This window comes from Pseudomonas viridiflava, from assembly GCF_003702045.1.
GTDB lineage: Bacteria > Pseudomonadota > Gammaproteobacteria > Pseudomonadales > Pseudomonadaceae > Aquipseudomonas > Aquipseudomonas viridiflava_C.
Genome location: NZ_RBTP01000022.1, coordinates 155,083 through 180,323 on the forward strand (window position 1 = coordinate 155,083; position 25,241 = coordinate 180,323).

General features: G+C 59.0%; 23 protein-coding genes and 1 pseudogene. 6 read left to right on the top strand and 18 right to left on the bottom strand.

The genetic code is table 11. From position 1 onward, the window contains the following. Positions 1 to 43: 43 nt before the first annotated feature. From thrC to ffh, 9 genes are all read right to left on the bottom strand, one after another. Positions 44 to 1,453, bottom strand: a complete 1,410-nt coding sequence (thrC, locus tag ALP40_RS08720) for a threonine synthase (protein ID WP_122207892.1) — start codon at positions 1,451 to 1,453, stop codon at positions 44 to 46. A 63-nt stretch (positions 1,454 to 1,516) separates the two neighbouring features. Further along, on the bottom strand, positions 1,517 to 2,821 hold the full coding sequence (locus tag ALP40_RS08725) for a homoserine dehydrogenase (protein WP_122207893.1): 1,305 nt from the start codon (positions 2,819 to 2,821) through the stop codon (positions 1,517 to 1,519). Between the two features lie 135 nt (positions 2,822 to 2,956). Continuing rightward, positions 2,957 to 3,697 (bottom strand): bifunctional protein-disulfide isomerase/oxidoreductase DsbC, encoded by a 741-nt coding sequence (gene dsbC, locus ALP40_RS08730; RefSeq protein WP_122207894.1) that lies wholly within the window; start codon positions 3,695 to 3,697, stop codon positions 2,957 to 2,959. Between the two features lie 145 nt (positions 3,698 to 3,842). After that, entirely contained in the window at positions 3,843 to 4,739 is an 897-nt protein-coding gene (gene xerD / locus ALP40_RS08735) for a site-specific tyrosine recombinase XerD (protein WP_122207927.1), read from the bottom strand. A gap of 102 nt (positions 4,740 to 4,841) precedes the next feature. After that, positions 4,842 to 5,192 (bottom strand): 50S ribosomal protein L19, encoded by a 351-nt coding sequence (gene rplS / locus ALP40_RS08740; RefSeq protein WP_002552524.1) that lies wholly within the window; start codon positions 5,190 to 5,192, stop codon positions 4,842 to 4,844. A gap of 44 nt (positions 5,193 to 5,236) precedes the next feature. Next, positions 5,237 to 5,989: a tRNA (guanosine(37)-N1)-methyltransferase TrmD gene (gene trmD / locus ALP40_RS08745; protein ID WP_122207895.1), complete on the bottom strand. Its 753-nt coding sequence runs from the start codon at positions 5,987 to 5,989 to the stop codon at positions 5,237 to 5,239. A gap of 5 nt (positions 5,990 to 5,994) precedes the next feature. After that, a complete protein-coding gene (rimM, locus tag ALP40_RS08750; protein WP_122207896.1) occupies positions 5,995 to 6,534 on the bottom strand; it encodes a ribosome maturation factor RimM in 540 nt (179 codons plus the stop codon). 5 nt (positions 6,535 to 6,539) lie between these two features. Continuing rightward, positions 6,540 to 6,797 (bottom strand): 30S ribosomal protein S16, encoded by a 258-nt coding sequence (rpsP, locus tag ALP40_RS08755; RefSeq protein WP_004878869.1) that lies wholly within the window; start codon positions 6,795 to 6,797, stop codon positions 6,540 to 6,542. A 247-nt stretch (positions 6,798 to 7,044) separates the two neighbouring features. Next, positions 7,045 to 8,421 carry a signal recognition particle protein gene (gene ffh, locus ALP40_RS08760; RefSeq protein WP_004878868.1) on the bottom strand — a complete coding sequence of 459 codons (1,377 nt, stop codon included), beginning with the start codon at positions 8,419 to 8,421 and terminating at the stop codon, positions 7,045 to 7,047. A 213-nt stretch (positions 8,422 to 8,634) separates the two neighbouring features. On the opposite strand from ffh, the gene ALP40_RS08765 reads away from it, so the two are divergent. From ALP40_RS08765 to ALP40_RS08775, 3 genes are all read left to right on the top strand, one after another. Continuing rightward, on the top strand, positions 8,635 to 9,447 hold the full coding sequence (locus ALP40_RS08765) for an inner membrane protein YpjD (RefSeq protein ID WP_122207897.1): 813 nt from the start codon (positions 8,635 to 8,637) through the stop codon (positions 9,445 to 9,447). Between the two features lie 12 nt (positions 9,448 to 9,459). Next, the gene (locus ALP40_RS08770) at positions 9,460 to 10,704 is read left to right on the top strand and encodes a transporter associated domain-containing protein (protein WP_122207898.1); all 1,245 of its coding nucleotides are present in this window, start codon (positions 9,460 to 9,462) and stop codon (positions 10,702 to 10,704) included. Between the two features lie 297 nt (positions 10,705 to 11,001). Then, positions 11,002 to 12,321 carry an MFS transporter gene (locus ALP40_RS08775; RefSeq protein ID WP_122207899.1) on the top strand — a complete coding sequence of 440 codons (1,320 nt, stop codon included), beginning with the start codon at positions 11,002 to 11,004 and terminating at the stop codon, positions 12,319 to 12,321. A gap of 122 nt (positions 12,322 to 12,443) precedes the next feature. Here ALP40_RS08775 and purT read toward each other — a convergent pair whose 3' ends face one another. The 5 genes from purT to ALP40_RS08800 all read right to left on the bottom strand — a co-directional run bounded on the left by purT (position 12,444) and on the right by ALP40_RS08800 (position 15,923). Further along, entirely contained in the window at positions 12,444 to 13,625 is a 1,182-nt protein-coding gene (purT, locus tag ALP40_RS08780; RefSeq protein ID WP_122207900.1) for a formate-dependent phosphoribosylglycinamide formyltransferase, read from the bottom strand. A gap of 103 nt (positions 13,626 to 13,728) precedes the next feature. Next, a complete protein-coding gene (locus tag ALP40_RS08785; RefSeq protein ID WP_122207901.1) occupies positions 13,729 to 14,196 on the bottom strand; it encodes a VUT family protein in 468 nt (155 codons plus the stop codon). A 336-nt stretch (positions 14,197 to 14,532) separates the two neighbouring features. Next, entirely contained in the window at positions 14,533 to 14,745 is a 213-nt protein-coding gene (locus ALP40_RS08790) for a DUF1289 domain-containing protein (protein ID WP_122207902.1), read from the bottom strand. Continuing rightward, complete coding sequence (locus ALP40_RS08795) at positions 14,742 to 15,269, bottom strand: gamma carbonic anhydrase family protein (RefSeq protein ID WP_122207903.1); 528 nt, start codon at positions 15,267 to 15,269, stop codon at positions 14,742 to 14,744. Before ALP40_RS08795 ends, ALP40_RS08790 begins: the two co-directional genes overlap by 4 nt. Positions 15,270 to 15,326: 57 nt before the next feature. Next, entirely contained in the window at positions 15,327 to 15,923 is a 597-nt protein-coding gene (locus ALP40_RS08800; RefSeq protein ID WP_122207904.1) for a CoA pyrophosphatase, read from the bottom strand. Between the two features lie 151 nt (positions 15,924 to 16,074). On the opposite strand from ALP40_RS08800, the gene ALP40_RS08805 reads away from it, so the two are divergent. Beyond that, positions 16,075 to 16,626 (top strand): NUDIX hydrolase, encoded by a 552-nt coding sequence (locus ALP40_RS08805; RefSeq protein WP_122207905.1) that lies wholly within the window; start codon positions 16,075 to 16,077, stop codon positions 16,624 to 16,626. A 191-nt stretch (positions 16,627 to 16,817) separates the two neighbouring features. Next, a pseudogene (locus tag ALP40_RS08810) lies at positions 16,818 to 17,240 on the top strand (murein L,D-transpeptidase family protein); the annotation flags it as partial. 148 nt (positions 17,241 to 17,388) lie between these two features. Here ALP40_RS08810 and ALP40_RS08815 read toward each other — a convergent pair. Beyond that, on the bottom strand, positions 17,389 to 17,700 hold the full coding sequence (locus tag ALP40_RS08815) for a YqfO family protein (protein ID WP_122207907.1): 312 nt from the start codon (positions 17,698 to 17,700) through the stop codon (positions 17,389 to 17,391). Positions 17,701 to 17,713: 13 nt separating this feature from the next. Then, a complete protein-coding gene (purL, locus tag ALP40_RS08820; protein WP_122207908.1) occupies positions 17,714 to 21,610 on the bottom strand; it encodes a phosphoribosylformylglycinamidine synthase in 3,897 nt (1,298 codons plus the stop codon). 213 nt (positions 21,611 to 21,823) lie between these two features. Between purL and mltF the strand changes: the two genes are divergently transcribed. Next, a complete protein-coding gene (mltF, locus tag ALP40_RS08825) occupies positions 21,824 to 23,314 on the top strand; it encodes a membrane-bound lytic murein transglycosylase MltF (protein ID WP_122207909.1) in 1,491 nt (496 codons plus the stop codon). Here mltF and tadA read toward each other — a convergent pair. Together tadA and ALP40_RS08835 are read right to left on the bottom strand one after the other, a co-directional pair. After that, a complete protein-coding gene (gene tadA, locus ALP40_RS08830; protein ID WP_122207910.1) occupies positions 23,311 to 23,814 on the bottom strand; it encodes a tRNA adenosine(34) deaminase TadA in 504 nt (167 codons plus the stop codon). The two genes, mltF and tadA, sit on opposite strands and share 4 nt — an antisense overlap. Continuing rightward, on the bottom strand, positions 23,814 to 25,187 hold the full coding sequence (locus ALP40_RS08835) for a multicopper oxidase family protein (protein WP_122207911.1): 1,374 nt from the start codon (positions 25,185 to 25,187) through the stop codon (positions 23,814 to 23,816). Before ALP40_RS08835 ends, tadA begins: the two co-directional genes overlap by 1 nt. Between the last annotated feature and the right edge of the window lie 54 nt (positions 25,188 to 25,241).

The following is a 25,241-nucleotide window of genomic DNA, read 5'->3' on the forward strand; positions in this document are numbered from 1 at the left end:
GCCCGCCGAGGGGCGGGCCTAAAGTTGTTACACGACGATTCCGTCAGAGCGGTTTTCCGCGGTTGCCGTGCTGGCTGACGAAAGCCTGTATGGCTTTCAGGTCGTTTGGCAGGACTGTGCAGCGTTCGTCACGCTCGAACAAATCAGACAAATGTGCAGGCAGCTCTAGCGCTTTTCCTACACCGGCTTTTTCAACCGCTTCAGGGAATTTGACCGGGTGAGCGGTCCCCAGAATCACCATCGGTGTATCCAGGCTGCGGCGGCATTCACGCGCGGCTCTGACGCCAATCGCAGTGTGCGGATCCAGAAGCTCGCCGGTTTTGGCGTAGACGTCGGTGATGGTTTCACAGGTCTGTTCGTCAGTAACGGCCAACGAATCGAACAGCTTGCGCGTCTCGGTCCAGCGTTCTTCGTCGACGCTGAAGCCGCCGCCTTGCTTGAAGTTGTTCATCAGACCGGCAATGGCCGAACCGTTGCGACCATGCATGTCGAACAGCAGGCGCTCGAAGTTCGACGACACCATGATGTCCATCGACGGCGACAGCGTGGCGTGCAGGGTTTCCTTGACGTACTGATTGCCGCTCATGAAGCGGTGCAAGATGTCGTTGCGGTTGGTGGCGACGATCAACTGATTGATCGGCAGCCCCATGTTGCGGGCCAGGTAACCGGCGAAGATGTCGCCGAAGTTGCCGGTCGGTACGGAGAACGACACCGAACGTGCCGGACCGCCCAGTTGCAGCGACGCATGGAAGTAGTAAACGATCTGGGCCATGATCCGCGCCCAGTTGATCGAGTTGACTGCAACCAGACGCGTGCCTTTGAGAAAGCTCTGATCGGCGAAGCTGGCCTTGACCATCTCCTGGCAGTCGTCAAAATTGCCTTCTACGGCGATGTTGTGGATGTTGTCCCCGAAGATCGTGGTCATCTGACGGCGCTGGACGTCCGACACGCGGTTGTTCGGGTGCAGGATAAAGATGTCCACGTTGTCGCAGCGACGGCAGCCTTCAATGGCGGCAGAACCGGTATCACCGGAGGTAGCGCCGATGATGACCACACGCTCGCCACGTTTGGCCAGCACGTAATCCAGCAGACGTCCGAGCAGTTGCAGCGCGAAATCCTTGAAGGCCAGCGTCGGGCCGTGAAACAGCTCCAGCACCCACTCATTACCGTTCAACTGACGCAGCGGTGCAATGGCGCTGTGGGAGAACACGCCGTAAGTTTCTTCAAGAATCTGTTTGAAATCGGCATCCGGGATGCTGCCCGTCACGAAAGGACGCATCACCCGGAACGCCAGTTCGTGGTATGGCAGACCTGCCCAGGAAGCGATTTCTTCCTGCGTGAAGCGCGGCAGGTTTTCCGGCACATACAAGCCGCCATCTGTGGCCAGCCCGGCCAGCAGGACGTCTTCGAAATTCAGAGCAGGCGCTTGGCCGCGAGTACTGATATAGCGCATGGCATCAAACCTTTGGTTTGAGCTACAAGCCTGCCGTCTGTAGCAGCAGGCTCGCAGCTTGAGTTAATTCAGATGTTCAACACGGATACGAACGACCGGGCCTACCACGTCCTGCAAGGCTTCCAGCGCTTCAATGGCGTCGTTGATACGCTGCTCGATCACGCGGTGCGTCAGCAGAATCATCGGCACCAGACCGTCATGTTCTTCGACTTCTTTCTGCATGATCGATTCGATATTGATGCCACGCTCGGACAAAATGCTCGCCACTTGCGCCAGTACCCCTGGGTGATCCTTGGCCTGGATGCGCAGGTAATACGCGCTCTCGCATGCTTCAATCGGCAGGATCGGGTGAGCCGACAACGAATCGGGCTGGAAGGCCAGATGCGGCACACGGTTTTCGGGGTCGGACGTCATGGCACGCACGACATCCACTAGGTCGGCGACGACCGAGGAAGCCGTCGGCTCCATGCCGGCACCTGCGCCGTAGAACAGTGTCGACCCCGACGCATCCCCATTGACCATCACCGCATTCATCACGCCATTGACGTTGGCGATCAGGCGGTCGGCCGGGATCAGCGTCGGGTGGACGCGCAGTTCGATTCCCTGCGCAGTACTGCGGGCAACGCCCAGGTGTTTGATGCGATAGCCCAGCGCTTCGGCGTAGTTCACGTCCGCCGTGGTGAGTTTGGTAATGCCTTCGGTGTAGGCCTTGTCGAACTGCAACGGGATGCCGAACGCAATGGACGCCAGGATCGTCAGCTTGTGCGCAGCGTCGATGCCCTCCACGTCAAACGTCGGGTCGGCTTCGGCGTAGCCCAGCGCTTGAGCCTCAGCGAGCACGTCGGGGAAGGTACGACCTTTCTCGCGCATCTCGGTGAGAATGAAATTGCCGGTGCCGTTGATGATGCCAGCCACCCAGTTGATGCGGTTGGCCGAGAGGCCTTCACGAATCGCCTTGATAACCGGGATGCCGCCGGCAACGGCGGCTTCGAAGGCAACGATGACACCCTTCTCGCGAGCCTTGGCAAAGATCTCGTTGCCGTGAACGGCGATCAGGGCCTTGTTGGCGGTGACCACGTGCTTGCCGTTTTCGATGGCCTTGAGGACCAGATCACGGGCAATGGTGTAGCCGCCGATCAGTTCGACGATGATATCGATTTCAGGATTGCTCGCGACGGCGAACACATCGCTGGTCGTAGGCGTACCGGCAATCTGGCAGTTGGGGTTTGGTGTACGAACCGCGATCTGCGCAACCTCGATTCCGCGCCCGGCACGGCGGGCAATCTCCTCGGCGTTACGCGTGAGTACGTTGAAAGTACCGCCACCGACAGTACCCAGCCCACATATGCCTACTTTGACCGGTTTCACTGATGAACTCCCCGAAAAACGGCCGATCCTGAATCGACCGTGGAAAACAGGCGCGTGTCTCCACGCGACCAGAGGTTAGCGAGACGACGGCAAGGCCGCCGCGTCAGCGTGCAGGGCTTGCGCGCCGACTCGAAATTACTTGGCGCCAAGTGCCAGTTTGGCAACCTGAGCGGCAGGCTGGTAGCCCGGAATTACCTGACCATCGGCTAAAACAATTGCCGGCGTACCATTTACACCTATTGACTGGCCGAGTTCGTACTGCCTGGTGACCGGGTTGTCGCACTTGGCGGCCTTGATGTCCTTGCCATCGACCATGCGGTCCATCGCGCCTTTACGGTCTTTGGAGCACCAGACCGCCTGCAGCTGCTGGTCACCCGGCGAGCCCAGACCCTGACGCGGGAACGCCAGATAGCGAACTTCGACGCCCATCTTGTTCAACTCGCCCACTTCTTCGTGCAGCTTGTGGCAATAGGGGCAGGTGGTGTCCGTGAACACAGTGATGTGCGATTTGGTTTCACCCACCGCCGGGTAAATCACCATCTCGTTGGCCGGAATGGCATTGATCGTTTTGGAAATGGCCAGACGCTCGGTCTTCTCGGTGAGGTTGACCGGTTTGCCGTTCTGGACCTGGAACAGGTAGCCCTGAACCACGAACTGGCCGTCTGCACTGGCGTACAGAACGCGGCCGCCTTTGAGCTTGACCTCGTACAGGCCATTCAGCGGGCTTGGCGCGATGCTTTCGACCGGCAGCTCAAGCTGAAGCGTATCAAGGGTCTTGCGGATAGCCTGATCAGCGGTTGCATCGGCTTGGGCAAAGGTACTGAACGTGCCGGCCAGTGCAACGACGGCAGCAACAAAAATCTGGGGCAAGCGCATGAAAACTCCTATGACGGCGGACAGACGGAACACTGCGCAAACAATGACACTCGGTCTGGTTCTGCGAAACCGGCAAAGCCTATCACATAAGCCCTGTAACACCGACCCGGACGACCGCCAGACGCAGGGTAATTTGCAACCGAAACTATCCGCGAGGATGGTGCCTGGCATGCATTTCCTGCAGCCGTGCACGGGCTACATGGGTGTAAATCTGTGTGGTGGAGAGATCGCTGTGGCCCAAGAGCATCTGTACCACGCGAAGATCGGCCCCGTGGTTGAGCAAATGAGTGGCGAACGCATGCCTAAGGGTATGTGGCGACAGGGATTTACCGATACCGGCAACGGTCGCCTGATGCTTGATACGATGCCAGAACGTCTGTCGGGTCATCTGCTCGCCTCGCTGGCTGGGGAACAGTACATCGCTGGGCCGGCCGCCCAGCAACTCGTCGCGGGCACCGCGCATGTAGCGCTCGACCCAGACAATGGCTTCCTCTCCCATAGGCACAAGACGCTCCTTGCTGCCCTTGCCCATCACACGCAACACGCCCTGCCGCAGATTGACCTGCTCCAAGGTCAGGCTGATCAATTCGGTTACCCGTAAACCACACGCATACAGCACCTCAAGCATGGCGCGATCACGCTCGCCAATAGGCTCACTCAGGTCAGGGGCGGCCAGTAACGCTTCAACGTCGGCCTCGGACAACGATTTGGGCAAAGGCTTGCCCAGCTGTGGCATGTCGATTTGCAGAGTAGGATCGACCGCGATCAATTTTTCACGCAGCAGGTAACGATAGAAGCCACGGGCACCTGACAGGAAGCGCGCGGTAGAGCGAGGTTTGTAGGCCTGATCCACGCGCCATGCCAGGTGATCGAGAATCGCCTCACGCCCGGCACTGGGTAGATCGATACCGCGCTCCTGCAGCCAGCCGTGGAACAGGGCAAGGTCGCTGCGATAGGCGTCGCGCGTGTTATCGGACAGGCCCTTTTCAAGCCAGAGGGCATCTAGAAACTGGTCGATAAGCGGGTGGTCGATCGCAGGCATGGTCACTCGAAATTTGTGCGGATACGTAAAGGTGGATCATTAAACACCAGACAACAAAAAAGCAGCCCGAAGGCTGCTTTTTTTATGCATCGAAAAACGGTATCAGGACAGTTTTTCTTTGATGCGAGCTGCTTTACCGGACAGGTCACGCAGGTAGTACAGTTTGGCCTTGCGAACGTCACCGCGACGTTTCACAGCCATGCTGTCGATTTGCGGGCTGTAGGTCTGGAAAGTACGCTCAACGCCAACACCGTTGGAGATTTTACGAACAGTGAAAGCACTGTTCACGCCACGGTTACGCTTGGCAATTACAACGCCTTCAAAGGCCTGCAGACGAGCGCGGTCGCCTTCCTTCACTTTCACCTGAACGACAATGGTGTCGCCCGGGGCAAAGGTAGGGATCTCTTTGGTCATCTGCTCTGCTTCGAGGGCAAGAATGATTTTGTTAGTCATGCTGGTGCTCCTAAGGTAATCCGTCTGGATCGACCATCGATACGTTAACTATCGTCCCGCTCGCGGATGTATTCCGCCAGCAGCTTCTTCTCTTCTCCAGAAAGCGAGCGGCTTTCCAGAAGATCAGCGCGTCGTTCATAGGTCCGCCCGAGGGACTGCTGTAAACGCCAACGCCGGATGTGCGCGTGATTGCCACTTAGCAACACGTCGGGAACACGCTGATCCGCATACACCTCAGGTCGGGTGTAATGCGGGCAATCCAGCAGACCGTCCGTGAAGGAATCTTCCTCCGCGGAGTCCACATGCCCTAAAGCTCCAGGCAGCAGTCGCGTAACCGCGTCAATCAGGACCATCGCCGGTAGCTCGCCACCGGAAAGAACATAGTCACCAATCGACCACTCTTCATCGACATGAGCCTCAATAAAGCGCTCGTCAATGCCTTCATAACGACCGGCGATGAGGATAATCGCTTCCTCCTGCGCCAGTTCGCGTACCGCAGACTGATCCAGCTTGCGGCCTTGTGGCGACAGGTAAATCACCTTCGCCGCACCCCCTGCCGCTTGCCTGGCCTGAACCAGAGCATCTTCGAGGGGCTTGATCTTCATCACCATGCCCGGACCACCGCCAAATGGGCGATCATCCACAGTGTGATGGCGATCAGAGGTGTAATCCCGCGGATTCCAACAGGTCAGCTGCAAGAGCCCCTGTTTCACCGCACGGCTGGTAATGCCGTATTCGCTGATGGCGGAAAACATCTCGGGAAACAAACTGATGACTTCTATGCGTAGGCTAGCCATGGCATTCAGAAGTCCGCATCCCAATCCACCTTCATCTCGCCAGCACCCAGGTCGACTGCCAACACGCATTGCTCTGTATAGGGCAACAGGCGCTCACGATCATCCAGGCTGCCCGCGCAGGGCTTTACAACCATTACATCGTTCGAACCGGTTTCGAGCAGGTGATCGATCTTCCCGAGCAATTGCCCGAGTTGGTCAATGACCTTGAGGCCTTCAAGCTGGTACCAGTAGTACTCGCCATCGTCCAGATCAGGGAACAGGTTACGCGGCACGCAGATTTCGTAACCGGAAAGAAGACGGGCTTCTTCGCGATCGTCGAGACCTTTGAGCTTTGCGACCAGAAACTTGCTCTGCAAGCGTCCGCTGACCAGCTCAACCTGCTTATCAACGCTGCCTTCGCGCCGAAGCGTCCAGGTTTTGTAGTCCAACAGGTTTCCAATCGGATCAGTAAAGGAAAAAACCTTCACTTCGCCGCGAACGCCATGAACTGAGTAAATCTTGCCAATGACGATCAGATCGTCGGCAGGTGCAGGCGTCGCGTTCATAAGACTCAGGCCGCAGCCTTTGCCTTGTTGTGCTCTTTGAGCAGCTGTGCAACGCGCTCAGAAGTTTGTGCACCTACGCTCAACCAGTAGTTGACGCGCTCTTCGTTAACGGACAAACGGATTTCCTGACCACGGGCAACCGGGTTGAAGAAACCAATTTGTTCCTTGTGGGAACCGTCACGAGCGTTGCGGCTGTCGGTTACGGTCAAGTGGTAAAACGGGCGCTTTTTGGAGCCGCCAAGGGCAAGACGGATGGTTAGCATTGAACATCGTTCCTGTAGTCGGTGCTGCAAATCTAAGATGCACAGCGGGCATAGGTGCCCGAAAGGCCGCATATTCTAAGGAATATCCCGACTTTTGCAAATGTCTTTTTCCGGCGCCTATAGGCGTGCGGTTCAGATTTGCCGGAGCGCTGTCGGTGTGACAGCGGGTAGAAGCCCGCAAAACGCGGGCTGAGCGGGGTTTCCCCCCCATGCGGGACGCGCGCAAGACACCACGCGCGCGACACAATCACATCTTTGGCATGCCGCCGCCGGGGAACATTCCACCCATGCCGCGCATCATTTTTGCCATTCCGCCCTTGGCGGAGAACTTCTTCATCATCTTCTGCATCTGCTTGTGCTGCTTGATCAGACGCCCGATGTCCTGAACCTGAGTCCCTGACCCCATCGAAATGCGGCGCTTGCGCGAGCCACTGATCAGATCGGGATCGCGACGCTCGGCCGGGGTCATCGAGTTGATGATGGCTTCCATCTGCTTGAACTGTTTCTCCGCTGCGCCCTGGGCATTGCCCATTTGCGACAGATTGACGCCACCGATGCTCGGCAGCTTGTCCATCAGGCCGCCAAGGCCGCCCATGTTCTTCATCTGTTGCAACTGATCACGGAAGTCTTCGAGGTCGAAGCCCTTGCCCTTCTTCAGTTTCTTGGCCAGTTTGTCGGCCTTGTCCTTGTCGAGGGTCTGTTCGGCCTGCTCGATCAGGCTGAGCACGTCGCCCATGCCCAGGATGCGCGATGCGATACGGTCAGGGTGGAACGGCTCGAGCGCGTCGCTCTTTTCGCCCATACCGATGAACTTGATCGGCTTGCCGGTGATGGCACGCACCGACAGTGCAGCACCACCACGCGCGTCACCGTCGACCTTGGTGAGGATCACGCCGGTCAATGGCAGCGCATCGCCGAAGGCCTTGGCGGTATTGGCCGCATCCTGGCCGGTCATGGCGTCGACGACGAACAGCGTCTCGGCCGGCTTGACCGCCGCGTGCAGCGACTGGATCTCGCCCATCATTTCGGCGTCGATGTGCAGACGGCCAGCGGTGTCGACGATCACCACGTCGATGAACTTCAGCTTCGCTTCTTTAATAGCGGCCTGCGCAATGTCCACAGGCTTCTGGCTGATGTCGGACGCAAAGAAGGTCACGCCGATGTCGTTGGCCAGGGTTTCAAGCTGCTTGATGGCGGCGGGACGGTACACGTCGACCGACACCACCATCACGGTTTTCTTCTTGCGCTCTTTAAGGAAGCGCGCCAGCTTGCCGGCCGTGGTGGTCTTGCCCGCACCCTGCAGACCGGCCATCAGGACGACGGCTGGCGGCGTGACGTTGAGGACCAGGTCCTCGTTGGCAGCGCCCATGAGGCTTTCGAGTTCGGCCTGAACGATCTTCACGAACGCCTGGCCCGGCGTCAGGCTGCGCGACACTTCGGTGCCGACTGCACGTTCCTTGACGTTGTTGACGAAGTCCTTCACCACTGGCAACGCGACGTCGGCTTCGAGCAAGGCCATACGCACTTCGCGCAGGGTGTCCTTGATATTGTCCTCGTTCAGCTTGGCCTTGCCAGTTACATGGCGAAGCGTCTGCGAGAGGCGGTCTGTCAGATTTTCAAACATGCGCGATCCTTTCAGGCTCTCGTCGAACCCCGGTTGGTGCAGCCCGGCCCGTGGCGCAGAAATGGCGCTCGGCAAGCCTGCGGCTTTAGCAGGTGGCGGATTATAGCGAAGACTCCGCTGCACGGACACCACGCAGACTGCTTCTCTGGTCTTTCGTGATTTGCCGGTTCTATGCCAAACTCAGCGTCTTTTCAGGCCCGTCCATCAGGATCTATGTCCCCTTTGCCACCCAGCCTGCTCCCAAGCCTCGCCGCCGCCAGTCTTTACGCCGCTGCGACCGTCTATCAGGGTCTTCGCCTGAGTCAGACCACCCGCCCCGACAAGCGGCTGCTCTGCCTGCTCGGCACGCTGGCCGTCATTGCCCACGCTATCGGCCTTTTCTCGCAACTGGCGCGCCCTGCCGGCCTTGGCCTGGACTTTTTCAATTCTGCCAGCCTGATCGCCGCCTCAGTCATCGTGGTGACCTTGATCGCCACAACACGCATCCCCGTGGAAAACCTGCTGGTGCTGCTGTTTCCCTTGGGAATGGTCACTGTCCTGCTCGCTCAGTTCGCCCCCAGCGGCACCGTGCAACCGATCGAGGAAGAGCCGGGCATCCTCAGTCACATCCTGTTGTCGCTGCTGGCCTACGGGATGTTCACCATCGCCGCCTTTCAGTCTCTGCTGCTGTTGCTGCAGGACTACCAGCTCAAGCATAAGCAGCCAATGGGGCTGATCAAGAATTTCCCACCCCTGCAAACAATGGAAAGCCTGCTGTTCGGTTTTCTGTGGGCGGGCTGGACGCTGCTGTCGCTTTCGTTGATTTCCGGGTGGCTGTTTGTCGAGAACCTGTTCGCTCAGCATTTGGCGCACAAGACGTTGCTGGCCTGCCTGGCCTGGATCGTGTTCAGTGTGCTGCTGTGGGGCCGCACCCGTCTCGGCTGGCGCGGACACAAAGCCATCCGCTGGACGCTGGGTGGCTTCTGGCTGCTGATGCTGGCCTATTTCGGCAGCAAGCTGGTACGCGAATTCATCCTGCATATCTGACGGGCGACGATCATGGATAACCTGCCCATCGCCCCGCTGCTTGGCGTTCTGGCGCTATTGATACTCTGGTCCGGGCTGTTTACAGCCGTTGAAACCGCCCACCAGCAGCTCAAGATTCTGCGCGCCGGCAGCCGTCCTGGCGACAAGGCCTTTCCTGAACTGGCCTTCAATCTCAATAACCTGATCCTCAGCAACACGCTGATCAAGGTGTTGATCACCGTCATCGCCACGCTGATCGCCGCCGATTATTGGTTCTACAACGGCCCGACCGTGGCGTGGCTGGGCACGGCTGGTGTAATGCTGGTGTTTGCAGAGTTCATGCCCCGCCGCCTGGCTGGACGCTACCCCGTTTCGACATTGCACCTGGGTAACGGGATTCTGCGCATACCGATGAAAATCGTCTGGCCGCTGACCTGGGTGTTTAATGTCATCGCCAAAACCCTGCTGCGCCCGTTCCTCAAAGGCAACGTTCAGGATCCTGGTCGGGTGTTCGATGAAGAAGCGCAAAAATCCGCACGCCACGATGGTGTTCAGGAACATTACCCACGCGCCAACGTACTGTCGGGTATCCATGCGCTGGAAAGCATTACCGTCAATGACATCCTGATTCCGCGCAGCGAAGTGGACGGGGTGAACCTCGACGACTCTATCGAGCTGATCATCGAGCGCCTGATCATTTCCCGCCATACGCGACTGCCGGTGTTTCACAACGACATCAATCAGGTGCAGGGCGTGATCAACACCCGGGACATCAGCCATTTGCTGCCCAAAGGCACGCTGACAAAGGAGCAATTGCTGTCGGTCTGCTACGAACCCTACTTCGTGCCTGAAAGCACCCCCCTGCAACTGCAACTGCTCAACTTCCACAAGCAGCAACGTCGCTTGGGCGTGGTGGTCGATGAGTACGGCGAAGTGCTGGGCATTGTGACGCTTGAGGACATTCTGGAAGAAATCGTCGGCGAGTTCGAAAGCGAACAGGCGCTCGACAATCCGCATGTGAAACGCCAGGAAGACGGACGTCTTGAGGTAGAAGGCGCCGCCTCCATCCGCGACCTCAACAAGAGCCTGGGCTGGCACCTGCCGTCGGACGGTCCGAAAACCCTGAACGGCCTGGTGACGGAAGCACTGGAAACCATTCCTGAAGCGCCGGTCTGCCTGAAGATCGGCCCATACCGACTGGAAATTCTGGAAACCGAAGACAACCGCGTCACTCGCGTCGCCATGTGGCAGAACGCACCGACACTGGTGTTCAAGTAAGGATCGACCCCGGCGCTCTGTAAGCACTTGTTTCTGAGCCGATCCGCTTCCTATAATCGAGACGCTTATCCAGCCCGACCCTCGTTGTGCTACCCGCACGCAAGACGAGTGGCCTGTAGCCTGAACGCCTCAGTCTTTTTGGCGCGCATTCTTACCCATGAGTGCCGCCATTGCCCTCCCGCCCTACCGGGCTAAGCTGCTCAGCGCTGCGCCGTAATGACGTAACCACCACAATAACGAAGACTTGCCGTCACGCAGGCCATGCGGACAGGCAGGACGACCGTCGGGGATAACCGCATGACCAGCACCTCTACCGCTCATGAAGACGTCGCCCAAGCACCGCCAGCGAACTCTGCGACCCGCGTCGCGACGGCCAGTTTCATAGGCACCGCTATCGAGTTCTACGATTTTTACGTCTATGCCACCGCCGCAGCGCTGGTGATCGGCCCGGTGTTTTTTCCCCAGACATCCGGCACCGCACAGATGCTGTCGTCTTTTCTGACCTTCGGCATCGCCTTCCTGGCACGCCCGCTGGGCTCGGCGCTGTTCGGCCACTTTGGCGACCGCATCGGCCGTAAATCGACACTCGTTGCCTCGCTGCTGCTGATGGGCATCTGCACCACGTTGATTGGCGTGTTGCCCGGCTACGCAACCATAGGCGCATGGGCACCGATCCTGCTCTGCGTGCTGCGATTCGGACAGGGGCTCGGACTGGGAGGTGAATGGGGTGGCGCTGCGCTGCTGGCGACCGAGAACGCACCCAAAGGCAAGCGCGCCTGGTTTGGCATGTTCCCGCAGTTAGGCCCCTCCATTGGCTTTCTGGCGGCCAACGGCCTGTTCCTGACACTGGCCATGACGCTGAGCGATGATCAGTTCCGCGCCTGGGGATGGCGAATTCCGTTTCTGCTTAGCGCCTTGCTGGTCATGGTAGGGCTGTATGTGCGCCTGAAACTGGAAGAAACCCCGGTTTTCGCCAAGGCAATGGCGCGCCATGAGCGGGTGAGAATGCCGATCGTCGAAACCTTCCGCGATCACTGGAAACCCATGCTGCTGGGCGCTGCGTCGATGGTGGTGTGCTATGCGCTGTTCTATATCTCGACCGTATTTTCACTGAGCTATGGCGTGTCGACGCTGGGCTACACGCGAGAAACCTTTCTGGGGCTGCTGTGCTTTGCTGTCCTATTCATGGCGGCAGCCACGCCACTGGCGGCGCTGGCGAGTGATCGTTACGGACGCAAGCCGGTCTTGCTGGTCGGTGGCGTGCTGGCGATTCTATCGGGTTTCGCAATGGAGCCGCTGCTGACCCACGGCACGACGTGGGGAGTGGCTTTGTTCCTGTGTATCGAGCTGTTCCTGATGGGCATCACCTTTGCACCGATGGGCGCATTGCTGCCTGAGCTGTTTCCTACGCAAGTGCGTTATACCGGCGCATCGGCCGCCTATAACCTGGGGGGAATCGTCGGTGCTTCGGTTGCCCCCTTCTTCGCGCAGAAACTGGTAGCGATGGGCGGCTTGAGCTGGGTGGGCGGATATGTGTCGGCTGCGGCGCTGATCAGCGTGCTGGCGGTGCTGTGCCTGAAAGAGACGCGCAACGAGGATTTGAATAGAGTCGCGTGAGCGCAACACTGCGGGAGTGAGCTTGCTCACGATAGGCCGGTACATTCGCTAACGTAATGGCGTCTGTTACCTGGCCTCCGCAAGCAAGCCCGCGCCCACAGGAGCGCTGGACTTGCGCTTTCTTACAACTGGACTTTGACCGCCTGGGAGGCGCGGGTGGCTTTGGCCCGGGCGGTTTCGATGGACTCGTCACGCGCCAGGGCAACACCCATGCGACGCTGGCCATTGACTTCGGGCTTACCGAACAGACGCAAGGCAGTGTCCGGCTCAGCCAGAGCGGCACCAAGGTTGGAGAACGCGGTTTGGGTCGACTGACCTTCAACCAGAATAACCGCCGACGCCGATGGGCCAAACTGGCGAATCAGCGGAACCGGCAGGCCCAGAATGGCGCGGGCGTGCAAGGCGAATTGCGACAGATCCTGAGAAATCAGCGTCACCAGACCGGTGTCATGCGGACGTGGCGAGACTTCGCTGAACCACACTTGATCGCCCTTGATGAACAGCTCGACGCCAAATATCCCGCGACCACCCAATGCCTCGGTCACAGCCTTGGCCACGCGCTCGGACTCTGCCAGCGCTGCCGGGCTCATGGCCTGTGGCTGCCAGGATTCCTGGTAATCGCCTTTCTCCTGACGATGGCCAACCGGTGCGCAGAATGTTGTGCCGCCCACATGGCGCACGGTCAGCAGGGTGATTTCGTAATCGAAGTCTATGAAGCCCTCGACGATGACCCGGCCTTTACCGGCACGGCCGCCTTCTTGAGCGTAATCCCAAGCCTTCTGGACGTCATCGTTGCTCTTGAGCAGGCTTTGGCCCTTGCCCGACGAACTCATGACCGGCTTCACCACGCACGGAAAACCCAGATCCTCGACCGCTTTGCTGTACGCCTCGAAGGTGTCGGCAAAGTGGTAAGGCGAGGTTGGCAGCTTCAACTCTTCGGCAGCCAGACGACGGATGCCTTCACGGTTCATGGTCAATTGGGCAGCGCGGGCGGTCGGAATGACAGTGAAGCCTTCGGCCTCCAGTTCGACCAGCGTGGCGGTGGCGATGGCTTCGATTTCCGGAACGATGAAGTGTGGCTTTTCTGCCTCGATAATCGCGCGCAAGGCATCACCATCGAGCATGTTGACCACGTGGCTGCGGTGAGCCACCTGCATGGCGGGCGCGTTCGCATAACGGTCAACAGCGATCACTTCGACGCCCAGGCGTTGCAGCTCGATCACGACTTCCTTGCCCAGCTCGCCGCTGCCGCAGAAGAGTACACGCGTCGCGGTGGGCGACAGTGGAGTTCCGATTTGAGTCATCTCAGGTCCTCGTGGAGCAGATATCGAGGTCAGCCCGCCGTGTGCGAGCGACCGCTGTGGAGAAAGGCGCGCAATTTACCATGAAGCCCCGGCAAATGGGGGCTCAACCCGGACAAGCGTTATTGCTCGCACGCCAGGCCATGATCATCCAGACGGCGGTCACACCGGCAAACTTGGAGAGCAACGCGGTCAGAATCACGGGGGTTGTCAGGGCGTCGATCATGCCGAAGAAGATGAAGGTGTCCAGCGGGATACTCAGCGCCGAGCTGATCCACAAACGGTCGCGCAGCGGACGCTTTGTAATGCTGAACACCAGCCAGTCGATGCACTCGGACACCGCGAACGCCGTGGCGCTGGCAAGCGCAATGGTGGGATCGCTGGTGACATAGGACAGCACCAGCGCAGCCAGCATGGCGAGAATCGCGCCGTGGCCGAAACGAATCTGCACCATGTCGCGCAGCACAAACACCAGCCCGCCCCAAGCCGACCAGATGATGTCCAGATGCGGCGCACTGGAAAACGCGAAGTTGATCAGCACGACGCTGCCGATGTAGGCAATCAGAAAAAGCATGGCGGTACGGCTGCCTGGAAAAATGGGGGGGTTATGGTAGCAGCAGGGAAAGCTGGGGTGGGAGCGGTAGTAGCGCTGCAGGCTCATGATAAGAAGCGGATCCGCTGGAGGGCACATCACACACCTAAGGTTTCGAGCATGCTTCTACCCGCAGGGCATGGAGCTTTCGGGGATTACAACGGCAGCAATGGAGCACGCAGCGGCCCTGGGTTTGGTCTGAAGCACCGCAGCTGGAGGTCTTGCTGCCGGTTCCAGGCAGGCTGCGGACAAGCACGTTCCTACGTATGGCGCCAGAACGCAACGGGTCTTCCAGCAGGTGCGTCTACCCGTACTATTTCACCCCTTCACCGTCCACATCATCCCGCTGGCCCTGGCCCGGTCATCGCACAGACCCAGCACAACGCGACGCTCGTCATTGCTCATGCGACTCCAGCGAGTAATTTCGCTGACGGTGCGCTGGCAGCCGGTACAGACGTCATCCTCGTCCAGTGCGCAAATGCTGACGCATGGGGACCGAACCGGCTTTTCAACGATCGACTCACTACTCATGACTGTTCCTGCACCGCCAGGTCACGTGCATAACGCTGGGCGTTGTGCACGTAGTGCGCAGCGCCAGCTTCCAGCATCTTTTTTTGCACATCAGTCAATTCGCGAACCACTTTGCCAGGTGAGCCCATTACCAGCGACCCATCAGGGATGACTTTGCCTTCGCCAATCAGCGAGTTGGCGCCAATGATGCAGTATTTCCCGATCTTCGCCCCATTGAGAATAACCGCATTGATGCCGATCAGGCTGTAATCGTCAACGCTGCAGCCATGCAGCATGGCGTTATGCCCTATGGTCACGCCTTTGCCGATGTTAAGCGGCGAGCCCATGTCGGTGTGCATGACCGTCCCGTCCTGCACGTTGCTGTTCTCACCAATATGAATCAGCTCGTTGTCGCCGCGCAGCACGGCGTTGAACCAGACGCTGGACCCTGCTTCCAGCCTGACCTTGCCAATCAAGACCGCATTGGGCGCAACCCAGCTTTGCGAGTCGGTGTGGACACGGGCGTCTGCCAAGCGGTATTTCATAAGATTTCCTCAGGCTGGCCGTGCTAATGGGCAGGGCTCTCTAGAATGACAGTGCGCTCAGCGTGCCGATCGTTCGGGCGGATGGTGCAGGCTGATGCCCGTGCCGTACATCACGTTGACCAATTCGACAATCATGATCGCGGTCAGCCCCCAGATCTTGTACTCGCCATAACGATAGCTCGGGACGTACCAACTGCGGCCTTCGTAATCAATGCGATGGGTGTGTTCACGGGTGTCCTGACGAAAGAACTCCAGCGGCACACTGAACACGGCAGCGATCTCGCCATCGTTGGGCCGGTACTCGACAAAATCGGGGATTACGCCCACGTAGGGCGTGACCTTGATGCCGTGCTTGGAAATAAGCGGGCTCAACGGACCAACGATTTCCACCAGCCCCGGCGGCAAGCCAATTTCCTCCTCAGCCTCGCGCAGCGCCGTGAAAACAAGGTCCGGATCTTCAGGGTCTCTGCGCCCACCTGGGAAAGCAACTTCGCCGCCATGCGTTGAAAGCCCACTGGCGCGCAGCGTCAGGATCAACTCCGGCTCGTCACTGCGCGTGACAGGCACCAGCACTGCGGCCTCGGGGAAGGCGCGATCCGTCTCAAGGGTCTCTGGCGTATGACTGACTACACGGCGAAGTAGCTCATCCAGCATGGGAAATCTCGATCTGTTGCTTGTCTGGCATCATGCACCAAAGCAGCGATGCGCCCAACCCCCTTGTAGGACAAGTCGTCCCACATAGACCCTTGCTCATCGACGACGGGACGGGCCAAGATAGCGCCTGCATTCACTAACGACCGACACCATGAATTTTTGCAGCCAGTGTGGCAATCCCGTTATCCAGCGCATCCCTGAAGGCGACAGTCGCCTGAGGTATGTCTGCGAGCAGTGCCACACCATCCATTATCAGAACCCCAACATCGTCGCTGGCTGCCTGGTGACGCTGGGCGACAAGGTGCTGCTGTGTCGTCGCGCCATTGAACCTCGCCGGGGGTTCTGGACGCTGCCCGCCGGCTTCATGGAAAACGGCGAAACCATCGAACAGGCCGCACGGCGCGAAACGGTCGAAGAAGCCTGCGCGACCCTGAGTGAACTGCATCTGTATTCGATAATCGACGTGCCGCACATCAATCAGGTGCATGTGTTCTACCGCGCAGAAATGGCCACGGAAGATTTTGCTGCCGGTATCGAGAGCCTTGAAGTGCAATTATTCGAAGAAGCCGACATTCCGTGGCACGAACTGGCTTTCATGACGGTCAGGCGTACCCTAGAATGCTTCTTCGCGGATCGGCGTCGGCAGGTTTACCCGGTTCATACCAGTGCACTCCCCCCGTCCCGCCCAATGCAGGTTTCTTAATTCAGCTTCGCAATCGAGATTGGCTCTAGTGAGCTCTCAGGGAAATGGTAATGCGCTGGTTGCTCGCTTTCGTCTGCATGTTGTTCGTCCCGCTGTCCCAGGCTGCTTTCACTCAGACCATCGTGCCCAAGGGCAGTGAACAGAAGATCATCAACAATAAGGTGATCAACACCGAAAGCATTGCCGACAAGAAAATCGACAAGGTGCTGGTGCTCAAATCGGTGCGTCAGTTGCAATTGATCAGTGGCGGCGAAGCGCTGAAGACCTATCGCATTTCACTGGGCAAGAACCCCAAGGGCACCAAGCTTCAGGAAGGCGACCAGCGCACACCCGAAGGTTTCTACTGGCTCGACTGGCGCCAGCCAAGCGGCAACTACAACCTGTCGATGCACATCTCCTACCCGAACATCTCCGATGCGGCACGCGCACGTCGTGAAGGGGTGAAACCGGGCAGCATGATCATGATTCACGGCACGCCAGTGGATGAAGAGTACCCGGAATGGTATTTCCACACCCTGGACTGGACCAACGGTTGCATCGCGCTGAAGAACAACGACATGCGCGAGATATGGGATCTGGTGAAAGACGGCACGATGATCGAGATCAGGCCTTAGCCATATCAGCTATCGCCTCGGAACCGGATGCGGAGCGTCCTGAGAGGCGTTACCACGGTGGAGCGTGGGAACGATCAGGATATCTTTCAGATCGTGCCCATGCTCCGCGCCCCATCGATGCTGACACTCAGTACTTAAGCGGCAACACCTAGAACTCTTCGAGCCGCCACACTTCATAAGCAGGCGTTTCGTAAGGATGGCTCTGCTTGAGCGCCACCACCACGTGCTGAATAAGCTCGTCGGCAACGACCAGCTCGACCTTCCATTCTTCCACTTGCTCAACCACACCGCTCTGCCCGACAAATGGCTGACTGCCATCCAGCGGGCGGAACTGACCGTGGCCGAGCACTTGCCAGCAGCATTGGTCGTAATCGCCGATCCGCCCTGCCCCAGCAGCGAATACGGCGTTCTTGACTTCCTCCACATGGCTTGCAGGAACAAAGAAGGCAAGCTTGTACATGTACCAGCCGGCCTTAGTTAACCCAGGCGCGGGCGTTGCGGAACATGCGCATCCAGGCGCCATCTTCGTTCCAGTCCTCGGGATGCCACGAGTTCTGCACAGCGCGGAACACACGCTCAGGGTGCGGCATCATGATGGTCACGCGACCGTCGAGAGTGGTCAGACCGCCGATACCGCGCGGCGAGCCGTTCGGGTTGGCCGGATAGGCTTCGGTGACCTTGCCGTGATTGTCCACAAAGCGAAGGGCCACGGTGCCCGACACATCCGCTTCCAGCAGCGCATCGGCGTTACGGAATTCCGCGTGCCCTTCGCCGTGAGCGATTGCGATCGGCATGCGCGAACCGGCCATGCCTTGCAGGAAGATCGATGGCGACTCCTGAATCTGCACCATCGCCACGCGCGCTTCGAACTGTTCGGAGCGGTTACGTACGAAGTGCGGCCAGAACTCGCTGCCCGGAATCAGTTCGTGCAGGTTGGACAGCATCTGGCAACCGTTGCACACGCCGAGGGTGAAGCTGTCGGTACGCTCGAAGAAGCCCTGGAATGCGTCGCGGGCACGGCTGTTGAACAGTGCCGACTTGGCCCAGCCTTCACCGGCACCCAGCACGTCCCCGTAAGAGAAGCCGCCGCAGGCAACCATACCTTTGAAGTCGTTCAGATCGACACGACCGGCCAGGATGTCGCTCATGTGCACGTCGATGGCATTGAAGCCGGCGCGATCGAACGCAGCCGCCATTTCGACCTGACCGTTGACGCCCTGCTCACGCAGCACGGCCACCTGGGGGCGCACGCCGGTCTTGATGTAAGGCGCAGCGATGTCATCGTTGACGTCGAAGCCCAGCTTGACGGTCAAGCCTGGATTGTCTTCTTCCAGCAGCGCGTCGAATTCCTGATCGGCGCATTCGGCGTTGTCGCGCAAACGCTGGATCTGATAACTGGTTTCAGCCCACTGACGCTGCAGCAGACGGCGCTGCCCGGTGAATACCGGCTCGCCTGCGAAGCTGATCACGACCTCGTCGTTATTCACCGGCTGACCGATGACCGACACGCAATCTGCCAGACCGGCCGCGCTGAACTGAGCCAACACAAGAGGCGTGGCGTCCTGACGAACCTGAATGACCGCGCCCAGCTCTTCGTTGAACAGGATCTCGTTCAGTTCGGCGGCGTTGTCAGCCAGACCATCAAGGTGCAGCTTCAAGCCGCAATGACCGGCAAAGGCCATTTCAAGCGTGCTGACCAGCAGGCCACCGTCGGAACGGTCGTGGTAAGAAAGGATGTGGCCGTCGGCATTGAGGCCCTGAACCACGGCGAAGAACGCTTTGAGGTCTTCGGCATCATCGACGTCCGGAGCCAGACGGCCCAGCTTGCCGTGAGTCTGGGCAAGAATCGAGGCGCCCATGCGGTTCTGGCCACGGCCCAGGTCGATCAGGATCAGGTCAGTGATGCCCTTGTCCATGCGCAGCTCTGGGGTCAGGGTCTTGCGAATATCAACGACAGGGGCGAAGCCGGTCACGATCAGCGACAGCGGCGACGTCACACTTTTCTCTTCGCTCTCATCGCTCCAGCGGGTTTTCATGGACATCGAGTCCTTGCCCACCGGAATGGTCAGGCCCAACTCAGGACACAGTTCCATACCGACCGCCTTCACGGTGTCGTACAAACGCGCGTCTTCACCCGGGTGACCGGCCGCCGACATCCAGTTGGCCGACAGCTTGATGTCGGACAGCTTCTCGATGCGTGAGGCGGCGATGTTGGTCAGGGTTTCGCCGATGGCCATACGGCCGGACGCCGGAGCATCCAGCAGCGCCAACGGCGTACGTTCGCCCATTGCCATCGCTTCACCCGTGTTGACGTCGAAGCTGGTGGCGGTAACGGCGCAGTCTGCCACCGGGACCTGCCAAGGGCCGACCATCTGATCGCGGGCTACAAGGCCTGTGATGCTGCGGTCACCGATGGTGATCAAAAAGCTTTTGCTGGCAACCGCCGGGTGACGCAGAACGCGCTGAACGCTTTCTTCGATATCCAGCGCGCTTGGGTCGAAATCGTCGCCCATTTCGGCTTCACGCTCGACCGAACGGTGCATGCGTGGCGCCTTGCCCAGCAACACCTCCAGCGGCATGTCCACTGGATTGTTGCCGAAATGGCTGTCGGTCACGGTCAACTGTGGCTCGGCAGTCGCCTCGCCAACCACCGCAAACGGGCAACGCTCGCGCTCGCAGATCGCCTTGAAACGTTCGAAATCTTCGACGCCCACGGCCAAAACGTAGCGTTCCTGAGATTCGTTGCTCCAAATTTCTAGCGGGGCCATGCCCGGCTCATCGTTTGGCACGTTACGCAGTTCGAAACGACCGCCGCGTCCACCATCGTTGACCAGCTCAGGGAAAGCATTGGACAGACCACCCGCACCCACGTCATGGATGAAGCTGATCGGGTTACGGTCGCCCAACTGCCAGCAACGGTCGATAACCTCTTGGCAACGACGCTCCATTTCAGGGTTTTCACGCTGAACCGAAGCGAAATCCAGGTCCGCAGAACTGGTGCCGGTCGCCATAGACGAAGCAGCGCCGCCGCCCAGACCGATCAGCATGGCCGGGCCGCCCAGCACGATCAGCTTGGAACCAACGGTAATTTCGCCCTTCTGGACGTGATCTTCGCGAATGTTACCCATACCGCCAGCCAGCATGATTGGCTTGTGGTAACCGCGAACTTCGTCACCATGTGGCGTGGTAATCGATTGTTCGAAGGTACGGAAGTAACCGGTCAGAGCAGGACGGCCGAACTCGTTATTGAACGCCGCGCCACCCAGCGGGCCTTCAATCATGATATCCAGCGCAGTAACGATGCGTTCGGGCTTGCCGTAAGGCTTTTCCCAAGGTTGCACGAAGCCTGGAATCTGCAGGTTGGAGACGGTGAAACCGGTCAGACCGGCCTTGGGCTTGGCGCCACGACCGGTTGCACCTTCATCACGAATCTCGCCACCGGAACCGGTCGATGCGCCCGGGAACGGGGCGATTGCAGTCGGGTGGTTGTGCGTTTCGACCTTCATCAAAATATGCACCGGCTCCTGCACCGCGCCGTACTGGCGGGTTTCCGGATCCGGGAAGAAGCGACCGGCAACATTGCCGACGATCACCGATGCGTTGTCCTTATAAGCGGACAGAACGCCTTCGCTGTGCATCTGATAGGTGTTCTTGATCATGCCGAACAGGCTTTTTTCCTGACTCTGGCCGTCAATGTCCCAACTGGCGTTGAAAATCTTGTGGCGGCAGTGCTCGGAGTTGGCTTGAGCAAACATCATCAATTCGATGTCGTGCGGGTTACGACCCAGCCCGTTGAAGCTGGTGACCAGATAGTCGATCTCGTCTTCAGCCAGGGCCAGACCCAGTTCGACGTTGGCCTTTTCCAGAGCAGCGCGACCGCCGCCCAGGATGTCGATGGCCGTCAACGGCTTGGGCTGAGCGTGGCTGAACAGACCGGAGGCCTGCTCGTGGTCGCCCAACACCAACTGTGTCATGCGGTCGTGCAGGCTGTCGGCAATGGCCTGAGCCTCGGTTTCGCTGAACTGGCCTTCTACATAGAAGGCAATCCCACGCTCGATGCGCTGGATTTTCGCCAGACCGCAGTTGCGAGCGATATCGCTGGCTTTGCTCGACCACGGCGAAATGGTGCCAAACCGTGGCAACACCAGAAACAGACGGCCGCTCGGCTCTTGAACCGGCACACTCGGGCCGTATTTCAGGAGACGGTCGAGAACCTGCTGTTCTTCGCTGGACAGAGCGTCAGTGACGTCGGCGAAGTGAGCGAATTCAGCGTACAAGCCACTGACAGCTGAAACTTTTTGTTTCAGTTGTTCTAGTAATTTGCTGTGGCGGAAGGCAGAAAGGGCAGGAGCACCGCGCAGGATCAACATCTTCGGGACAGCCTCGGGAAGGGGGTGTGCTTTGAGGCCGCACATTCTAGCCTAAAGTAGGCCTTTGATCACTCAAAACGGGTACATCGAATGCGCCCGAATGTCGCTATCACTCAGAAAGCGACACAAATGCCACTAAAATGCCTTCGTCTATCAGACGCAAGCGTTGCTGTCGAGATATGGCGCCCGGTGCGCTTTGCGTATACTGCACCGATGTTCTTCAGACCCGATTTCCGCACTCGGTGCGCCAAGTGGCTCATCGCAACCGGACTCTTCCTGATGCTCAGCGCCTGTGTGGATAAACCCAACACACTGGAGCGAGTCAAGGAGGACGGCGTGCTGCGCGTGGTCACTCGTAACAGTCCGGCCACCTATTTCCAGGATCGCAACGGCGAAACCGGCTTCGAATACGAGCTGGTGAAACGTTTTGCAGAGGACCTGGGCGTCGAATTGAAGATCGAAACCGCTGATAATCTGGACGATCTTTTTGATCAGATGAGCAAACCGGGAGGCCCGGTACTGGGAGCTGCCGGTCTGATAGACACCGAAAAACGCAAGCAGCAGGCGCGTTTTTCCCACTCTTATCTGGAAGTGACGCCACAGGTTGTCTATCGCAACGGCCAGTCACGCCCAACTGACGCGGGTGATCTGGTAGGCAAACGCATCATCGTGCTCAAAGGCAGCAGCCACGCCGAACAGCTCGCCGCACTGAAAGTGCAAAATCCCGGCATTGAATATGAAGAGTCCGACGCGGTAGAAGTCGTCGACCTGCTGCGCATGGTGGATGAAGGTCAGATCGATCTGACGCTGGTCGACTCCAACGAGCTGGCAATGAACCAGGTTTACTTCCCCAACGTGCGCGTCGCCTTCGACCTGGGCGAGGCCCGCGAACAACGTTGGGCGGTAGGGCCGGGCGAAGACAACAGCCTGCTCAATGAAATAAATGCCTATCTGGACAAGGTCGAGAAGAACGGCACCCTGCAACGCTTGAAAGACCGTTATTACGGTCACGTCGACGTCTTGGGTTATGTCGGCGCCTACACCTTCGCTCAGCACCTGCAGGAGCGTCTGCCCAAATACGAGAAGCACTTCCAGACATCCGCCAAGAAAGAACAGGTTGACTGGCGCCTCCTGGCCGCCATCGGCTATCAGGAATCCATGTGGCAACCGGCCGTGACGTCCAAGACCGGCGTGCGCGGCCTGATGATGCTGACCCAGAACACCGCGCAGGCAATGGGTGTTAGCAACCGCCTGGACGCACGACAAAGCATTCAGGGCGGAGCCAAGTACTTTGCCTACGTGAAAGAACAACTGGATGACAAAATAGAAGAGCCGGATCGTACCTGGCTTGCGCTCGCGTCCTACAACGTGGGCAGCGGACACCTGGAAGATGCACGCAAGCTCGCGGAAAACGAGGGCCTGAATCCCAATAAATGGCTCGACGTGAAAAAAATGCTGCCACGCCTCTCGCAGAAGAAGTGGTACAGCAAGACCCGCTATGGCTATGCCCGAGGCGGTGAGCCGGTACACTTCGTTGCCAACATCCGCCGCTATTACGACATTCTGACGTGGGTCACGCAGCCCCAGCTTGAGGGCAGTCAAGTCGCTGATGGCAATCTGCACGTGCCGGGCGTCGACAAAACCCAACCCGCATCCGACTCAACCCCGCAACCTGCTGCCAGCGACGATAAAAGCGCCCTTTAAGCCTTACCTTTCTGTGCATCTTTCGCAACGCGCCGCATCCTGAAGAACTCGCTCAGCATCACGCCACACTCCTCTCCCAGCACCCCGCCTTCATACAGCACGCGATGATTGAGAAAACCCTGGGTGAAGAACTGCCCCTGGCTCTGCACGATACCCGCCTTGGGCTCCAGCGCCCCATAAACGACTCGAGCCACACGCGAATGCACGATCAACCCCGCGCACATGCTGCAGGGTTCAAGCGTCACGTATAACGTGGCGCCGGGCAGGCGGTAGTTATCGACCGTTTTGGCAGCGTCACGGATGGCGACCATTTCGGCATGGGCACTGGGGTCGCTGCCACTGATAGGGCAGTTATAGCCCCGCCCGATGATCTCGCCATTCTGCACCACCACGGCCCCCACGGGCACTTCGCCCAGCAAGGCACCCTGCGATGCAAGCGCCAGCGCCTCACGCATGAAGTACTGGTCACGGCTGCGATCAATGATCGGCGGCTGCCTCATCACGACACCTCAATGGCGGCCATCAGGCCGGTTTCCATGTGGTCGATCACGTGACAGTGAAACATCCACACCCCAGGGTTATCAGCCACAAGCGCCACTCGCGCCCGCTCATTGCGACCGAGCAGAAAGGTATCGGTGAAGTACGGAATGATCTTGCGCCGATTAGAGGCGATCACCTTGAAACTCATCCCATGCAGATGGATCGGGTGCTGGTACTGGGTCATGTTTTTCAATTCAAAAATATAACTTTGGCCCAACTTCAGTTTGGCAATGGGCCGATCCGCGCACGTCTTGTCAGTAATGTCCCAAGCCTCGCCGTTGATCTGCCACAGACTCGGCGGCTTGCCGTTATCGGTATTAGCCGACACAGAGCCCACCCACTCGACATTGAAATTGATCTTCTCGGCATTCTCCAGATCCGGCTCGGCAACCGGATTGGCGGGTAACGCCGGCGGCCATTGGCCTGGCGCGTCGGTGTCGGCGACCGAACGGAACGTGCCCAGCCGGACCGGACCGTTACGCAGCGAAATTTCCTCACCTGCCGCTGGTGCCTTGATTGCCAGACAGATACGCATGCCAGGCCCGAGCCAGTACTCGTCGCCAAAAGGACGCGGCGTCACAGGGTTGCCGTCCAGCGCATAAATCTGCGCCTCGGCATCCGGCAGGTTAAGGCGATAGGTCACGGTGTTATCGAGATTGAGCAGCCGCACGCGAGTGATCTGCCCGGCAGGCAGCTCGATAACCGCCTGCGGAACACCATTCAACGTCGAAAGCCGCCCCGCCGTGCCCTCGCGCGCCGCCTCACGCAACACACTGAACTCAGTGAACGCGCCCTCTTCGTCAACATGCCAGCTTTTCAGACTGACCGTGCGCTCATGCTTGAAACCGGTCGGCTCACGCTCTTCAACGATCAACGGCCCGACCAGCCCACGCCCCAGCTCTTCGCTGCTGCTGACGTGGGGGTGATACCAGTAGCTACCGGCGTCCGGCACCCGGAACCTGTAATCGAAATACTCACCCGGCTTGACCGGCAACTGCGAGACATAAGGCACACCGTCCATCTCCAGCGGCAACCGTATGCCATGCCAGTGAATCGTCGTCTCGACCGGCAACTGATTGATGAACCGCAACCGCAACCACTCTCCCTGCCGCACCCGCAACTCCGTCCCCGGTGCCGAACCACCGAACGCCCAGGCAGGCGTCTTGTGGCCAGGCACCAGCTCGACATCCAGCGGCGCGGCGATCAGCACGTAGTCCGAACCTGCTTCAGACTCCTTACGCCCCAACCAATAGCGCGAAGCACCACCCGCCCCCAGCCCGACTACGGCAAGACCGGCGATGCCTGTGAGGATTTGTCGACGGGTGAAAGACATAACGCGGGGACCTCGTAACGACTGCAAGGCGCGTCCGGAGGGCCGGTGCGCGGG

Bases quoted from the DNA above. Each gene is read 5' to 3' on its own strand.
- thrC (WP_122207892.1), bottom strand. From the start codon at position 1,453: ATGCGCTATATCAGTACTCGCGGCCAAGCGCCTGCTCTGAATTTCGAA.
- dsbC (WP_122207894.1), bottom strand. From the start codon at position 3,697: ATGCGCTTGCCCCAGATTTTTGTTGCTGCCGTCGTTGCACTGGCCGGC.
- xerD (WP_122207927.1), bottom strand. From the start codon at position 4,739: ATGCCTGCGATCGACCACCCGCTTATCGACCAGTTTCTAGATGCCCTC.
- rplS (WP_002552524.1), bottom strand. From the start codon at position 5,192: ATGACTAACAAAATCATTCTTGCCCTCGAAGCAGAGCAGATGACCAAA.
- trmD (WP_122207895.1), bottom strand. From the start codon at position 5,989: ATGGCTAGCCTACGCATAGAAGTCATCAGTTTGTTTCCCGAGATGTTT.
- rimM (WP_122207896.1), bottom strand. From the start codon at position 6,534: ATGAACGCGACGCCTGCACCTGCCGACGATCTGATCGTCATTGGCAAG.
- rpsP (WP_004878869.1), bottom strand. From the start codon at position 6,797: ATGCTAACCATCCGTCTTGCCCTTGGCGGCTCCAAAAAGCGCCCGTTT.
- ffh (WP_004878868.1), bottom strand. From the start codon at position 8,421: ATGTTTGAAAATCTGACAGACCGCCTCTCGCAGACGCTTCGCCATGTA.
- ALP40_RS08765 (WP_122207897.1), top strand. From the start codon at position 8,635: ATGTCCCCTTTGCCACCCAGCCTGCTCCCAAGCCTCGCCGCCGCCAGT.
- ALP40_RS08770 (WP_122207898.1), top strand. From the start codon at position 9,460: ATGGATAACCTGCCCATCGCCCCGCTGCTTGGCGTTCTGGCGCTATTG.
- ALP40_RS08775 (WP_122207899.1), top strand. From the start codon at position 11,002: ATGACCAGCACCTCTACCGCTCATGAAGACGTCGCCCAAGCACCGCCA.
- purT (WP_122207900.1), bottom strand. From the start codon at position 13,625: ATGACTCAAATCGGAACTCCACTGTCGCCCACCGCGACGCGTGTACTC.
- ALP40_RS08785 (WP_122207901.1), bottom strand. From the start codon at position 14,196: ATGCTTTTTCTGATTGCCTACATCGGCAGCGTCGTGCTGATCAACTTC.
- ALP40_RS08790 (WP_122207902.1), bottom strand. From the start codon at position 14,745: ATGAGTAGTGAGTCGATCGTTGAAAAGCCGGTTCGGTCCCCATGCGTC.
- ALP40_RS08795 (WP_122207903.1), bottom strand. From the start codon at position 15,269: ATGAAATACCGCTTGGCAGACGCCCGTGTCCACACCGACTCGCAAAGC.
- ALP40_RS08800 (WP_122207904.1), bottom strand. From the start codon at position 15,923: ATGCTGGATGAGCTACTTCGCCGTGTAGTCAGTCATACGCCAGAGACC.
- ALP40_RS08805 (WP_122207905.1), top strand. From the start codon at position 16,075: ATGAATTTTTGCAGCCAGTGTGGCAATCCCGTTATCCAGCGCATCCCT.
- ALP40_RS08815 (WP_122207907.1), bottom strand. From the start codon at position 17,700: ATGTACAAGCTTGCCTTCTTTGTTCCTGCAAGCCATGTGGAGGAAGTC.
- purL (WP_122207908.1), bottom strand. From the start codon at position 21,610: ATGTTGATCCTGCGCGGTGCTCCTGCCCTTTCTGCCTTCCGCCACAGC.
- mltF (WP_122207909.1), top strand. From the start codon at position 21,824: ATGTTCTTCAGACCCGATTTCCGCACTCGGTGCGCCAAGTGGCTCATC.
- tadA (WP_122207910.1), bottom strand. From the start codon at position 23,814: ATGAGGCAGCCGCCGATCATTGATCGCAGCCGTGACCAGTACTTCATG.
- ALP40_RS08835 (WP_122207911.1), bottom strand. From the start codon at position 25,187: ATGTCTTTCACCCGTCGACAAATCCTCACAGGCATCGCCGGTCTTGCC.